This window comes from Fodinicola feengrottensis, assembly GCF_039530045.1.
Taxonomy (GTDB): domain Bacteria; phylum Actinomycetota; class Actinomycetes; order Mycobacteriales; family HKI-0501; genus Fodinicola; species Fodinicola feengrottensis.
In genome coordinates, this window is record NZ_BAAANY010000022.1 from 63,237 (window position 1) to 77,890 (window position 14,654).

Sequence of the window (14,654 nt, forward strand, 5' to 3'; positions counted from 1 at the left end):
GCGCCGGACGAGCTACCGGGTTCGTACGGTGCTGTGGTCCTCTGCCGAACTCCATGACTGGGCGACCTGGTGAAGCGCGCCCTGGAGCTTCCCAAGCTCCTCGACAATCCAGTCCACTTCTTTGAGCCAGTATTCGTGGGCTCCCGGATAGCAGCTACTCAGCAGAACCCCGTCAATGCTGAAATCCTCGCTGCCCAGCTCCGCCTTTTCCAGACCAGCTTTGGCTTGTTCCAGCAATGGACCGAGCTGATTGACGAGGTCGTCACCATGTTGGGCAATGCCGTCAGGGTCGAATTGAACACCACTGCCGCCGCTTCCGCCGCTATTGGCGCCACTACCAGATCCTGATGGTGGGGGACCGCCGCCACCGTCTGGACTCGGCGAAATATCGCCGGGTCCACCGGCGCCAGACGGGTCGTTAGCGTAGCCGCGAGACCCGTACGGGCTGGACCGCTGACCGCTGTGCAGCGGGTTCTGCGACTCGACGCCATCACCGGCGCCACGGCCGCGGGACTGGTCGCTCGAATCTGACGGGAGTGGTGGAAAACCCCCCGGCGGTTCGTACGGGCTGGTTGGTTGCTGCGGGCGAGCGGTCGGGATGGATATTCCCCGGCCGATCCCAGTGGTGTCCGGGTCTGTGAGGCCCGCATAGCCATCGTCGTTCGTGGTCACAATTACTCCCCGTTGTCTGAGACCCAGAACGCCGATATTTCGTCACCGAACGTGTATCTTCTCTCGGATCCTGGGTCGTCCAAGTCACGATATCAGCGGAAGTAAATCCGTCGCCACGAATGCTGGCAGATTGTCCTGATTGGCTGGAGTGTCAGCCGAACTCGCAGTGGAGCAACGGCCGGGTGGCATGTGCGGCGCGGTTTTGTCGGGGTGGCTGGTTACCGTCGTGGGGTGAGTTTGACGAGTGCGGTTGAGGCTGTGTTCCTGCCGGCGGAGCCGGGTGGGGTGCCGCGGGCTGGGCAGGTGGCGTTCTGGGGCGAGGCGGCCAAGGGGCACCAGGAGGTCGAGCTCGTGCTCCCGCATGGCGCTGGGGTGCGGCGAAGGCGGGTGCCGGCGCGGATGATGCCGGTCCAGGAGGCGCTGCCGGCGCTTCTGCGAGATAGCGACGAAGCGAGTCGGTCCGTGCAGGCCTGGTCGGCGGCGGCCTTGGCTGGCGTGGGGTTGCTGGCCCGGGGGCGGCTGCTTCCGGCGCGTACGAGCGAGGGCTATGGCAGTTGGCGGGCCGGGCCCCTGGATCCGGCCGATGTGCAGTGGTTGGCGCAGCTGGCGAAGGCGATGCCGGTGACCGCGCATGCGGTGCCGATTCCGGGCAGCCGGCCGCTGCGGGTGTATGCGCCGGACGAGCTGGTGCGACTGTTCTGGGACGCGCTCGCCGACGCGTTCGTACGCACCGCTGGCGCCGCCACCGCGATGGGCGCGCCGGCTTTCACCGCGCATGAACCGGTCGAGGTCTCGGGGCCGACGGACTGGCTCGATGCGGTGGAGCAGTCGGAAAAAGCCGGCGTGCGGGTGGTGTTGCGGCTGGAGCTGCCGACCGCGTTTGACGATCCGTGCCAAGCGGTCGTGCAGCTGCGGAGCGTGGCGGACCCGAGCCTGGGGCTGGACGCGGCGCAACTGTGGCACGCACCGCCGGCAGTGCTGGCGCGGTTCGGCGAGAATGCCGACACGGACTTGCTGCTGGCGTTGCGGGCAGGAGCGCGCGCATGGCCGCCGTTGGCGGCAGTGTTGGCGCAGGCGAGTCCGACCGCGATCGACCTGGACGACGACGCCGTCGATGACCTCTTTGACCGGGGTGCCGAGCAGCTCGCGAGCGCAGGCATCGACGTGCTGTGGCCGGCCAACTTGGTGGCCGACGAGATGAAGATGAAGGCCACCGCGACGCCCGCGCCGGGCCGAGAGACGGACACGGCCTTCGGCATGGCCACACTGCTGCGGTTCTCCTGGCAGCCCACGCTCGGTGGAGAGACGCTGACGGAGGCTGAAATCGCTGCGCTCGCCGATGCGAAGCGTTCGCTGATACGGCTGCGAGGCCGTTGGGTGAAAGTGGACCGGGCACTGCTGGCCCGGCTGCGCCGCCGGCAGGACCGGACGTTGACTGGGCTGGAGGCGTTGACGGCGGCGCTGACCGGTGAGATCGACATCGACGGCGAGCAGGTCGAGTTCAGTGCTCCGCCGCAGATCGCCGCCCTCGTTCATCGGCTGTCCACTGTGGACAAGCAGGCCATCGAGGTGCCGGCGGACCTGAAAGCAACCCTTCGGCCGTACCAAAAACGTGGTCTCGCCTGGCTGGCGGCAATGACAGACCTCGGCCTGGGTGGCTGCCTGGCTGACGACATGGGGCTGGGCAAGACCATCCAGCTGATCGCGCTGCACCTGCATCGGCGGGCTCGGCAGCCGCTGCCGACGCTGGTGATCTGCCCGACCTCGCTGTTGGGAAACTGGGAAAGAGAGCTCGCGAAATTCGCGCCGGACGTGCCGGTGCGGCGCTATCACGGCGGTCTGCGACACCTCGACGAGCTGGCCAAAGATGAGGTGGTGCTGGCCAGTTACGGTGTCGTACGCCGAGACGCGGATGCGCTCGCCCATGTCGACTGGGGCGTGGTGGCCGCGGACGAGGCGCAGCATGCCAAGAATCCGTTGTCGCGTACGGCCAAAGCGATCCGCAAGATCCCGGCGCAGGCACGGTTGGCGCTGACGGGTACGCCGGTGGAGAACCGACTGAGCGAGCTCTGGGCCATCCTGGACTGGACAACGCCAGGGCTGCTGGGCTCGCTGGATGGCTTCCGAAAGAGCATCGCGATCCCGGTGGAGCGTTATCGCGACCAGCAGGCGACCGAGCGGCTGGCCCGGATCGTCCGACCTTTTCTTTTGCGACGCAAGAAAACCGACCCGGGCATTGCGCCGGAGCTGCCGCCCAAGACCGAGACTGACCAGATCGTGTCGCTGACCACCGAGCAGGCGACGCTCTACAAAGCCGTCGTGGAGGAGACGATGGCCGAGATCGAGCAGGCCGAGGGCATCGCTCGGCGCGGGCTGGTGCTGAAGTTGCTGACCGCGCTCAAACAGGTGTGCAATCACCCAGCGCATTACCTGCACGAAAAGGGCCCGGTGGCCGGCCGGTCCGGAAAGCTCGCCGCGTTGGACGAGCTGCTGGAGGTGATTACCGCGGCCGGCGAGTCGGTGCTGATCTTCAGTCAGTACGTGGAAATGTGCCGGCTGTTGGAGACACATCTGGCTGGTCGTGGCATCGGGACGATTTTCCTGCACGGCCAGACAAGTGCGACGCAGCGGGACGTGATGGTCCAGCGGTTCCAGGACGGTCTGGCGCCGGTTTTCCTGCTGTCACTCAAAGCTGGCGGGGTCGGGCTGAATTTGACCCGCGCGAGTCACGTTATCCATTTCGACCGCTGGTGGAATCCGGCGGTGGAGGACCAGGCGACCGACCGGGCTTATCGGATCGGCCAGGACAAGCCGGTCCAGGTGCACCGGCTGATCGCCGAAGGCACCGTGGAGGATCGGATCGACGTGTTGCTGAAAGGCAAACGTGCCCTCGCGGACGCGGTGGTGGGCGGTGGTGAGACCTGGCTGAGCGAGCTGTCCAATGACGAGTTGGCCGATCTCGTACGGCTGGGCGAAGAAGTCGAGGTGCGGGCATGAGGCGATTTGGCCAGACCTGGTGGGGAAAACAGTGGGTGTACGCGCTGGAGGAGCGAGCCTGGCTGGACCGCAACAGGTTGCCGCGCGGGCGGACGTACGCGCGCCAGAACACGGTCAGTGGCCTCACCGTCGGCCGCGGTGAGGTCACCGCTTTGGTGCAGGGCCGGCGTGCCCTGCCGTACAAAGTGGTGATCCGGGTTGCGACTTTTGACCACAAGGACTGGGAGCGGGTGGTCGCCTCGATCTCGACACAGGTCGGCCGGCTGGCCGCGCTGCTGGACGGTGAGTTGCCGGCCGAGGTGGTCAAGGACATCGAGGACGCCGGCTGCGACCTGCTGCCTGGCGCCGGCGAAATCCGTCCGAAATGTTCCTGCCCGGACTGGGCTGACCTGTGCAAACACGCGGCCGCAGTGTGCTATCTGGTGTCCGATGCAGTGGACGCCGACCCGTTCGCGCTGCTGATGCTCCGCGGCCGGTCCCGCGAGGAGATCCTCGCCGCGCTCAGGGCCAGGCGGGGCCGCGAAGCGAAGTCCAGCGGGCCGGCCGGGCCGACCGGAGTCAATGCGCGGCAGGCGTACGCACGACAGGGCGACCTGCCGGCGTTGCCAGCTCCGCAGTTGCCGCCATCGACACCGGGCCAGCCGGCGCCGCTGCCGCTGGATCCGCCGTTGGAAAGCCGGGTGACGGTGGCGTTGTTATCTGCGCTCGCGGCCGACGCGGCTTCCCGTGCGTGGGAACTCGCGACCGGACTGGCCGATGGTGGGCTGGCGGTGGAAACCGAGGTCGACCTGGCGCGCCGGGCCGCCGGGATGCTGGGCAACGCCGAGTTGCCGGCGTTGGCCAAACGCATGTCGCTGCCGCCCAAGACACTGGTCAGATGGGCGATTGGGTGGCGTGAGGCGGGCGCTGGCGGAGTCCACGTCGTCAGGGACGAGTGGCAGCCCAACCCGCTGCTGCTGGAGCCGGCGCGGCTGGCGATGACCGAGTGGGGTGGTGCGGCCCGGGCCCAACGCAACCGGGTGACCTGCGGTGATGTCCAGCTCCGGCTGGGCCGGGACGGCCGGTGGTATCGGCTGCTCAAGTCACCCGCCGGCTGGGACGTGGACGGCCCAGCCGCCGACGACCCCACCGACCTGATCGACAACGACTAGGTGGCTAAAGCTCAAGGAAATCGCGAAGGCTGTCCGCGACGGTTTCGACGCTGCTGGGGTCCGCGACGCCGAGCCGCCGGGTGAAGCGGCGCGTGGTGATGGATCGTACGTCTTCGGGGCGGGCGACACTCGGCCGATCGAGGCCGCCGCTGACCACCGGCGTGTGGTGTCGCAACGGCCGGCTTGACGTGGTCAGCGGCACCACGATCGCCAGGTGGATGGGCCAGTTGTGGAAGGCGTCGGACGACATCACCAGCACGGGCCGTTGGCCGGCCACCTCGTTGTCAGCGGTCGGATCCAGGTCCGCGAGCCAGATCTCGCCCCGTCGCGGGGCGCTCAACGCTGAAGATCCGGATATTCGTTTCGGGCTGGCGGGAGGGTGTCCCCGGCCAGTTGATCCCAATCGTGGCTTTCCGAGATCTCGGCACGAAAGCCAGCCGGGTCCTCACGCGCGTAGGTCTCGTACTGCTCAGCGATTTCCTTCATCCGCTCGGCGCGCTCCAGGTCGCGGCTGACGCTGTCCAGAAGAGCGCCGAGCGTGACGTGACGGCGGTGAGCGACTGCTCGTAAGCGGTCCCTGACACCGCTGTCGACTTTGATCGTCGTGTCACTCATACCATCGAGGATACTTATCTGCATACCGCGATGGTAGAGCGTCAGCTGACTGCGCCTTGGTGCTTATCCACAGCGCTGCGGATAAAGGTCAGCTGGTTTTGATTTGTTTGATGATGGCGTCTGCGACGGCTTCCGGCGCGCGTTCGGGGACCCAGTGGTCAACGCCGTCGAGTTCGATGAATTCGTACGGCCCGGCGACCTTGCTGGCGGTGTTCTCGGCGGCGACCCGACCGAGGGCGATGTCAGCGCTGCCCCACACGAAGGTGATCGGGTTGGTGATCTCCGGGAAGGGCTCTCTGCTGCTGAGGTCCATCGCGCGATACCAGGACAGCGCGGCGGTGAGGGCGCCTGGCGCGCTCATCTGGTCGACGTACGCCTGGATGTGGGCGGGGTCGAGGCCGGTGAAAATTCCCCGCAGGAAGGCCGCGTCGTTTCCGAGCAGCGCCTCTTCGGCCTTGCCCTCAGTACGGAACAGCTGGAAGTAGCCGGACTTCTGCTGCTGGTCAGGGTCGGTCTGAAGGGCCTCGGCGAAGGCGACCGGGTGCGGCACGCTGACCGGTACGGCGCCGAGGAAGCGGTCCGGGTGGTGCGCGACCAGCTGCCAGGTGATCACCGCGCCCCAGTCATGGCCGGCCACGTGCGCGGTTGGCAGGTCGAGCGCGTCGAGCAGCCCGACCACGTCGCTGACCAGCTCGGACACCTGGTAGTTCGGGACGCCGTCGGGGCGCGCGCCGGGCGAGTAGCCGCGCTGGTCGAGGGCGATCGAGCGGATGCCGGCGGTGGCCAGCCGCTCGCCGACCGCCTCCCACTCGGTCGAGTTCTGCGGGAAGCCGTGCAGGAGGACGACCGCTGGACCGTCGGCGGGGCCGTTCTGATGGATCGTGAAGGTCAGGTCGTTGATGGTGACTGTCGATCGCTCAGGCATGCCCGAAGTCTATAACGCTGTTATGCAACCGGCTCAAGACTTTGGGGCAGGTTTTGCCTTGGCCGAGGCCGCCACGGCCAACCGTCCCGGTCGCCAGCCGCGGGCCTGGCCCCGGGGCACGACATACGCGCAGACCAGCGCCAACAGTCCGATCAGCAGCGCGGCTCCGGCGACACCGAGGGCGATGGGTCGGGTCATCCCGTCACGGTCGTTCGGGTTGGTCGGGGTCGCGAGGGCTGCCGATTTCGGGGCCTGCGCCGAGCCGGTGGACAGGATCGCGTTGACGGCTTGGTACGGGTTGATGACCCCAGTGCCGAGCTCATCGTTGTGGCCGCTGTCAGCGCCATCGGCGGTGGTGATGATGCGGTTGACGACCTGTTTCGCGGACAGCTTCGGGTAGTACGCGCGGACCAACGCGGCGAGGCCCGAGACGTACGGCGCGGCATAGCTGGTGCCACCGTTTTCGGCTGCGCCGGTGTTGGTGGTCACGTAGCCGTCGCCGCTGCCGGACGGGCCGGTGATGTCCTCGCCGGGCGCGGCCACCGACACGTACGAGCCGGTCTCGGAGTACTCGGCGCGCGTGCCGTCGCTCTTGACCGCGGCGACGGCGAGGACGCCCGGGTACGCGGCTGGATATTGCACCTGGTTGCCCTGCTGCTTCTGGTTTCCGGCGGCCGCCACGACCACCACGTCGTTCTGCTCCGCGAAGGCGACCGCCGCGCGCAGGCTCGGGTCGTCGTTGGTGGTGGTCAGCGACATGTTGATCACGTCCGCGTGAAGGCTCACCGCGGTCCGGATCGCGGTGGCGATCCGGCCTTCCAGGCCCTGCTGAAGGGTCAGGTTGTCCAGCGTTTTGATGGAGATGATCGTCGCGTCCGGCGCCATTCCGACGAAACCGGTGCCGTTGACGCCGCCGCCGGCGATGGTGCCGGCGACCAGGGTGCCGTGGCCGAGGCAGTCGGTCAGCGCGCCGGAGCTGTCGCCCTGGATGAGGTCGCCGCCGGCCACCACCCGGCCGCGCAGCTGCGGATGGTTCGCGTTGACGCCGGAATCGATGACGGCGACCTTGATGCCCAGGCCGCGGGTTTGTGGCCAGACCGCGCGGGGGTTGAGCCGTTGCACGGCCGGCGGCACCGCTGGATACGGGTTGCCGGTGGAGACGCAGGCTGCGGCAGCGGGGGTGGCCGGCAGGAAACAGCAGCCGGCCGTGAGCAGGCCGACCAGCGCCCCCGTGAAACGTCTCACGTCAGAGAGCGTAGCCCAGGCCTGCGCTGCTGACCCGGTGGTCGGCCGCGGCCAGCAACCACTCGACCACCGCTTCGCCGCCGGCGATGCCGCGCTCGGTCAGGGCTTGTACGCGCGGGGCCGACCAGTTCGAGTCGGCGAGCTCGCCGTGGCCGGGGCGTACGGCCGCGTCGGCGGCGGCGAGCAGCTCGGCGTCCAGCAGCGAGTCGCCGGCCGCCAACACGGTGTCCGCCTCCATGCGCCCGGCCACCTCGGCGACCGCTCCGCTTTTGGTGAGGTCGCGCGGAACCGCGTAAACTTTGCGGCCCTGCACCGAAACTTCCCAGCCGCGCGGGTCGCACCAGCCGATCATTTCATCCACATAGGACGATGGCATGGCGGTCCGATCGACGACCAGATAGCAGAACAGGTCTTCGGCTTCGCGATGTTTGAGTGTCCATTGTGGATCGGCGGTTTTCGCCAGCCACTCGGACACTTCGGCGAGGTCCGCCGAACCAGCCGCGAGCCGCTGTCGTACGGCCCGGTGCCAGCGCGGGTCCGGCACCCCGTTGACCAGAAGGTGGCCGCCGTTGGCGCAGATCGCATACCGGCGCGGTGGGATGGGCAGGTTGATCCGCTTGTACTGCTCTCGGGTACGAGTGGTGACCGGCACGAATTCGGTCCGCTCCACCAGTGCGGCCAACCCGGCGGCAGCCTTCTCGGACAGGTACGACAGGGGTGCGTCCTGGTAGGTTTCGACGCACAGCAAGCCATCCAGCGCGTCGACTTCGGCGGCGTCGCGCGAATAAATCAGCGTACGGTCCAGGTCGCTGGCCACCAGGACGGTCATGCCGTCGCACCCACCGCGGTGCCGCTGCCGCCGGTCGCGCCGCGGGTGAACTGTGGGTGGATCAGGCCCACGCAGGTGTAGGGCAGGTCGTCCACTTCCACGACCTGCACTCCGCGTTGCGCGGCCAGCAGGCGTACGTGCGCGAGGTCGTCGCCGGCACCGCGGCGGGCCAGAATCCGCCAGGGCACCCGGCGTAACAGAACCCGGGTGGTCTCGCCGACACCGGGTTTCACCAGCGTCGTCTCGCCGATGCCGAATTCGGCCGAGATCGCCTCCACGGCTGCCCAGCCGGCCCAGGTCGGGCTGCGGTCCGATGTGGACAGTGCAGGCAGGTCAGCGGCGACTTGTTCAGCCACAGCGGGAAATTCGGCGGAGATGGCGTCGAGGAAATCTCCGGAGACATCGGCCGGCATGAGCTGCGAATAGAACTTGGCGCCATGAAAGTCGTTCGGGCCGATCAGGTCGCGGTTGAGGACCGTACGCGAGACCAGCCCGGAAACCGTGGAATTCAGGCAGGCGGACGGGATCAAATAGTCCTCGCGCGTACCGAAAAGGTCCACGCAGGTGCCCGGATCGGCCAGTACGGCCAGTTTTTCGGAGAACACCGGCCCGCCCGCGTCGGCCAGCGTTCGTACGGCCGCGGCCAACTCGCGGGTGATCGCGCCCTTCCCGGTCCAGCCGTCGACGAACATCACCGAGGCCGGGTCGTAGTTCTCGGCGAGCCAGCGCAGTGCCACGGTGTCGATGCCACGGCCACGCACGATGCTGATCGTGTGGTGTGGCAAGGAAAGTCCGTGCGCGTACGCGGCCCAGCGACGCATCAGGATGCCGATCGGCGTGCCGGCGCGGGCGAGCGAGACCAGCACCGGTCGCGGTTTCTCGCTGAGCACCAGTTCGGTGACCAGCCCGACCGCGTGTGCGACCCGGCCGGCCGAAACCGCCAGGGCCTGCCGGAAAAGTTCCTGGTATTGCGCGCTCGGCTGGTATTCCACCGGCAGCGACTCGGCGTAATGCGCGCCGCCGCTTTGAATGGCCTCTTCGCGTTCCTCGGTCGGCGCTTCCAGGTCCACAGTGGACAGATCGGTGAGCAGCCAGGTCACTTCTTCGGCCGAGTACGACGAAAACGCCGGTCCGGCCAGCGGTGCGGGCAGTGCGCTCATGCCGGCACCACGACCAGCAGGACTTTCGAGGCCACTGAACAAAGGTGGGACAGCAGATCCGGCAGCGCCGGAGTGTCGGCGGGCTCGTCGACGACCAGCACGATCGCGTCCGCGCCGGAGTCGGCCACGTTGTACGCGAATCGGGGGCCGGGCCCGTCGGCCGGATCGTCGTGAGCCGGGAAACTCAGCCGGGTCCGGATCGCGTAGCCGGGATCGTCGACCGCCAGCACCGGCGAGCGGGTGGTGGTGGAATAGCGGACCGAGAAATCAGCGGTCAGCGCCGAGGCGATCAGCAGCGGCGCGTACATCAGCTCCTCGAATCCCAGCACCAGCACCGATTCGGCGCCGGTGAGCCGAGCCGTGATTGTCGTGGAAACGTCAGCGCACGCAGCGGCCAGCGCAGCGGTGCCGGCCGCATCGACGCCGTGTCGTGCACCGACAGCGACGCCACTGGGCCAGCGAACGGCGATTCTTTCAGCGGTGGTACGAGGTGCGACCACTGACGGCGGCTGGTCATCTAGCTCGGCCACCAGTTTTTGGCCTGCGGTCAGGATATCGGCTGGCAACTCGACTGTCCCGGCGGCGAGCGACACGGCTCCGATCGACACTCCCAGCTCGGCGGCGGTGGTGTCGGCCAGCGCGAGGCTCGCGGGCGATCGCATGTCCACCAGGCTCGCCAGCAGATATGCCCGATGCGGGGCCAGTCGGTGCAGCTCCGCGATGGTGCCCAGCGCGGTCGCGCCGGTGGACAGCTCGTCGTCGGCGAGCACGACCACGGTGTCCGGATCCGCGAGCGCGGCCAGCACCGGCGCCGAGGTGGGCAGCAGAAGGTGGTCGGTGGCGTGCGAATGTGCCTCCGCGAAGCCGCCATAAGGACGTACGCCAGCGATCGGGCGACGGGTGGAGTGCAGGTACGGCGTGCCCGCCGCCTCGGCCACACAGTGCCCCAGCGCGGTCGCGGTCTCCGCGTTACCGATCACCACCGCCGGCCGGCCAGCCAGCTCAACGGCCACCTGACGGCCCAGCAGCAGGCCAGCGCCATGCACGTGCCGTGGATCGGTGGGCACGTGCTTGCCGAGCACGGTGGAGACCAGCAGGTGGGCCCGCTTGGGGTTGCGCCGGACCGCCAGCCCGAGCAGCCGGTCCAACGGGATCCCGGCGGTGCTGCGCAGCCGTACGCCCAACCGGTCGCCCACCCAACCCCCGGTCCACACCGGCGCCGGGGGTAGGAGCAGCGAAGAAGCCAATTCCGTCATCAATCAGGACGCTACCGGAGAGAGCACCGCCCCGAGGACATCTACCCAGGAAACATCCGGGTTCGTGACCCCGAACACCCGGGCACGAGTGAGCGTACGATCCGCCCAGGCCCGGTGCGGGTTGGCTTCGTTCATCTTGTTGGCGTATTCGCTGGCTCGTACGCCGCCGCCGAGGGTGGCCAAAATGTCCTGCGCGTCCACATACTCTTCGTGAGTGACCACGCTCAGAGCGTGCACGGCGGCCACGTGGCTGGGGTGGATGACCGTTTTTCCCACCAGACCATTGGCTTTGTCCAGTTCGATCTCGTGCAGGAGGCCTTCCAAATCGCGGTCGATTATCTGCTTGTAGACCCGCTTGCTGCGTTTGGCCTCGAATGCTTCCTCCGGCAGCCGCTGGTCGAACATCGCGTTGCTGGGGTCGAAATACTCCCAGACCGGACCGGTGACGACATAGCCGGTGCCGTCCGCGCGGCCGAGCACGTTCACCACGTCGGCGATCGCGTCGGCGACCAGCCGGATGTCGTAGATCGGCATTCCGCGCGGCCGGCGAAGGCCGTACGCCGAGCACAGGTCGGTGGCGCCAATGCGAATGGCGAGCACGTTTTCCCGGTGTTCGTCCAACATTCGGGAGATCCGCGCGAGGCTGTCCACCCGGGTCTCCCGGTGGATGATGTCCGGCGATTCCAGCACCGGCATGCCGAGCAGTCGATGCCCGGAATTCGCCGAGGCCTTGGCCAGCGCCTCCAGGAATTCGGCGCCCAGATCGCCGGTGAATTTCGGTAGCACGAATCCGGTCAGTACGTCCACCGCGTCGCCGAGGCGTTTGGTGAGGTCGACGATTTGTTCAGGCATACGAACACGAACGAACAGCAGCGGGCCTTCTTCGGTGGAATTCCGATATGCCTGGAGTTGTTCGATCGCGTTGTATTCGGCGGCCGGCACCTCGTCCTGGGAGATCGCGTCCTCCAGGCAGATCACCATGCTGGCGACTCCGCGAGAGGCCTGTTTGCGGATGTCCTCGGTCAGTCGCGGGCGGGTGGCCGGCGCGTACAAAGTGGCGCCGAGCGCGACCGCGAGCACCGATCGCTCGCTGTCGCGGTGAAATGGCACCGGCTCGCGGTGAAACAGCGCCGAGCGTTCGGATTCGGTCAACAAGGCAAAGTGACGCACGGCGGCACCTCCATCGGATCAGGCATAGGTTGTCAGCAAAGGCTTGTGGCTGCTCAAGAGTAGAACGACAAGTCCAGCCGGTATCTGCGGATGTGCTTATAACAAGGCGAAACACGTTCGTAACAGAAGAGCCTCTGCTGAGTTTGTCAGAGTATGACGGGCCTTTGGCCGAACGTCTACCCGCCCTTTAAGAGTGCCCTATCGGGCTGGGCGCATGACCAGCGTGGTGGCCACGCTCGCCGGCACCGGTCTTCCGGCCGGAGTCAGCCGAACGGTTGGATAAACCGCGATGAACAGTGGACGGCCGTCGGTCGGCGCCGGAATGGCCAGGCCGCCGGAAATTTCCAGTTTGGTGTTGGTGATGTTCTCGCCGACCGCGGCCGGATCGTCGGCATTCTCCGGAAACTGGTCCCGGCGCCACCGTACGGCCGCCTCTGTGACGCCCGGCGGCATGGTGAACGAGATAACCACTCGGGTGCCCTCGTCGCGTCCTTTTAGCGCACTAATGGGCGGGGCCGCGATCACTGTCCGTGCCGTGCCGGCGACAGCGAGATCGCCGACCACGGTGACCGGCGTGTAGACCATCCGGCCGCTCGCGGCTCGGTCGATGATCCGCCGGGTGCCGGTGCCGACCAGTCGGGACCGCTGCCCGAGCGCGATCACGTCGACATCGGCGCCGGCCGTGGCGACCGGGGTCGCGGACGGCCCGGTGGTCGCGTAGATCTGCACCTGGCCGGCCCGCGGGGAGTCGAAACTCAGTCGGATGCTGCCGTCCGACTGTGGGCTGAACCACAGCTCCGGGACCGGCACCGGCAGGTCGGCGACGGTGACCTCGACCGTACGGCCGGGGGTGCTGATCGGTTGCCCGGCGCCCTGGTAGGTCACCCGGGCGCGGTAGGCGACCTGCTCGCCGGGGCGTACGGACGTGTCCGTCACGACCCCGTCGGCGCTGGTGCGCAGCGGCTGGGGGTCGGCGCCGGGAACCACCCGCTCGACGGCGACCCGGCCGGCGCCGCCCGGGTCGCGGAAGCTGATCCGGATCGCTGGCGCGCCGCCGACCCGTACGGTGTGCGCCGCGAGCGCCTCGACCTCGCGGGCCAGCAGCACCTCGTCGGACTGCGCGGGCGCACTGGACCGGTCGCCGGCCACCGCGGTCACCTGGTAGCGCAGCGGCAGGCCACCGGGCGCACCGGCGTCCTCGAAGTTCGTCGACGCCGTACGGCCGAGGCCGCGGCTCGCCTCGTGGCCGGCGGCGGTGATCTGCCGGGACAGCCGGTACGAGATCTCGCCGGTGGACGCGGACGGGTGCCACCGCAGCCGTACGGCATCGTTGTCGGCCTGGGCGCTGACGGCGGTCGGCGGCGCGAGCGGCAGCCGGGCCAACGCGTCTCGGACGATCCGGGCGTCCGGCGCGGTGCTCAGCAGCGCGGTCAGCTCGCGTTCGGCGTCCGGCGCGCTCAGTTCCAGGGCCTCGCGGATGGCCGCGAAGGTCTTGCGGTACGCGGCGAGGGAGGTGCCGCAGTGGCCGCAGCGCAATGCCGCGGCGGGCTGCTGCGTGCCACATGACGGGCAGGTCAGGTGCAGCGCGGTGCCGCAGTAGCGGCAGTTCGGGCCGGTCTCGGTCTGCGGCCGCTCACACAGGCCGCAGACGATGATGTCGCGGGTGGTGACCGGCACCGAGATGGCCGCGCCGGCCTGCGTCGCGACCTGCCGGATGATCTCCCGGGCGTCGGTGACCGACAGCCCCCAGTCGTTGCCGACCAGCGCGGTGACCAGCGTCTGGTGGTCCTCGGCGGAGATCTCGCCGGTCACCACCGCGAGCATCTCGATCTCGGGACGGATCAGGTCGCGGGCGTCGGCGCGCAGGCTCGCCGCGTACCGGCGCGGGCCGTCCTCGGTCAGCAGCCGGGTCTTGACGGTCGCCAGCAGGTCGCCGAGCAGGGTCTTGCGGCGGTCCCGCCGGGCGCCCGCGTTGATCTGGGTCAGCTCGTCGGTGGCCTGCCGGACCTTCGCCGGGCTCGCGTCATGATCCAGGCTGAGCAGCGAATAGAGGGTCGGGAAGCCGGGCCGGTGATGCTCCAGGGTGGCCAGTTCGTCCAGGCCGCGGCGGATCTGCTGGCGTACGGCGTCGTCCCAGGGCGCCGCCTCGGCGTCGTCGATGACCTGGTGGCGGCCGGTCCACGCGGTGAAGGTGGCGGCGTCCACGTCGTGGTGTTCGGCGATCCGGCGCAGGGTGTCCATCTTGGACTCGGGGAGGCCGCCGCGGTCCCGGGTGAGGCGGGTGGCGAGGTCGTCCAACACGGCCAGGCCGTCCGCCTGGGCGGTCTCGTGGGCGATTCGTACGCGTTGCGCGGCGGCCTTGCGGGCGCCGCTGTTGAGCAGGATCGACTGGTACTCGGCCCGCCGGCCCACTAGCTGCGCGGCGAGCCCCCGATAGCGCGGGTGGTTGCGCTCCTTGTTCCAGAACGCGACGACCTCGTCGAGCTGTTTCGCCGCGGTCGCGTCGTCGGCGTCCGGGTCGACCGCGCAGACCAGGAACGGATCGCCGGTCTGCGGATCCGCGAGGCCTGGCTCGACCAGCAGCCGAGCCAGGACGCTCTTGCGGTACGCGTTGGTGTCGAGGGCCAACGTCGC

Annotated in this window: 12 protein-coding genes; 2 read left to right on the forward strand and 10 right to left on the reverse strand. The window is 68.4% G+C overall.

The window, feature by feature from the left end; translation table 11 throughout:
* Window positions 1-12 precede the first annotated feature (12 nt).
* The gene (locus ABD301_RS28015; RefSeq protein ID WP_163572062.1) at window positions 13-672 is read right to left on the reverse strand and encodes a hypothetical protein; all 660 of its coding nucleotides are present in this window, start codon (window positions 670-672) and stop codon (window positions 13-15) included.
* A 231-nt stretch (window positions 673-903) separates the two neighbouring features.
* Between ABD301_RS28015 and ABD301_RS28020 the strand changes: the two genes are divergently transcribed.
* Both ABD301_RS28020 and ABD301_RS28025 read left to right on the forward strand, forming a co-directional pair.
* A complete protein-coding gene (locus ABD301_RS28020; protein WP_344313384.1) occupies window positions 904-3,669 on the forward strand; it encodes a DEAD/DEAH box helicase in 2,766 nt (921 codons plus the stop codon).
* Window positions 3,666-4,820 carry an SWIM zinc finger family protein gene (locus ABD301_RS28025; protein WP_344313385.1) on the forward strand — a complete coding sequence of 385 codons (1,155 nt, stop codon included), beginning with the start codon at window positions 3,666-3,668 and terminating at the stop codon, window positions 4,818-4,820. Before ABD301_RS28020 ends, ABD301_RS28025 begins: the two co-directional genes overlap by 4 nt.
* Window positions 4,821-4,824: 4 nt before the next feature.
* Here ABD301_RS28025 and ABD301_RS28030 read toward each other — a convergent pair whose 3' ends face one another.
* From ABD301_RS28030 to ABD301_RS28070, 9 genes are all read right to left on the reverse strand, one after another.
* Window positions 4,825-5,160 carry a type II toxin-antitoxin system PemK/MazF family toxin gene (locus ABD301_RS28030; RefSeq protein ID WP_163572061.1) on the reverse strand — a complete coding sequence of 112 codons (336 nt, stop codon included), beginning with the start codon at window positions 5,158-5,160 and terminating at the stop codon, window positions 4,825-4,827.
* Window positions 5,157-5,435, reverse strand: a complete 279-nt coding sequence (locus tag ABD301_RS28035) for a hypothetical protein (protein WP_163572060.1) — start codon at window positions 5,433-5,435, stop codon at window positions 5,157-5,159. The genes ABD301_RS28030 and ABD301_RS28035 overlap by 4 nt, the downstream gene beginning before the upstream one ends.
* An 88-nt stretch (window positions 5,436-5,523) precedes the next feature.
* Window positions 5,524-6,360 (reverse strand): alpha/beta fold hydrolase, encoded by an 837-nt coding sequence (locus tag ABD301_RS28040; RefSeq protein WP_344313386.1) that lies wholly within the window; start codon window positions 6,358-6,360, stop codon window positions 5,524-5,526.
* 33 nt (window positions 6,361-6,393) lie between these two features.
* Window positions 6,394-7,605 (reverse strand): type VII secretion-associated serine protease mycosin, encoded by a 1,212-nt coding sequence (gene mycP, locus ABD301_RS28045; protein WP_344313387.1) that lies wholly within the window; start codon window positions 7,603-7,605, stop codon window positions 6,394-6,396.
* 1 nt (window position 7,606) lies between these two features.
* On the reverse strand, window positions 7,607-8,434 hold the full coding sequence (locus ABD301_RS28050) for an HAD family hydrolase (protein ID WP_344313388.1): 828 nt from the start codon (window positions 8,432-8,434) through the stop codon (window positions 7,607-7,609).
* Entirely contained in the window at window positions 8,431-9,585 is a 1,155-nt protein-coding gene (locus tag ABD301_RS28055) for a cysteine protease StiP family protein (RefSeq protein ID WP_344313400.1), read from the reverse strand. Before ABD301_RS28055 ends, ABD301_RS28050 begins: the two co-directional genes overlap by 4 nt.
* A 5-nt stretch (window positions 9,586-9,590) precedes the next feature.
* A complete protein-coding gene (locus ABD301_RS28060; RefSeq protein ID WP_344313390.1) occupies window positions 9,591-10,850 on the reverse strand; it encodes a phosphoribosyltransferase family protein in 1,260 nt (419 codons plus the stop codon).
* Window positions 10,851-10,853: 3 nt separating this feature from the next.
* Window positions 10,854-12,020 (reverse strand): HpcH/HpaI aldolase/citrate lyase family protein, encoded by a 1,167-nt coding sequence (locus ABD301_RS28065; RefSeq protein ID WP_163568159.1) that lies wholly within the window; start codon window positions 12,018-12,020, stop codon window positions 10,854-10,856.
* A 198-nt stretch (window positions 12,021-12,218) separates the two neighbouring features.
* Window positions 12,219-14,648 (reverse strand): zinc ribbon domain-containing protein, encoded by a 2,430-nt coding sequence (locus tag ABD301_RS28070; RefSeq protein ID WP_344313391.1) that lies wholly within the window; start codon window positions 14,646-14,648, stop codon window positions 12,219-12,221.
* Between the last annotated feature and the right edge of the window lie 6 nt (window positions 14,649-14,654).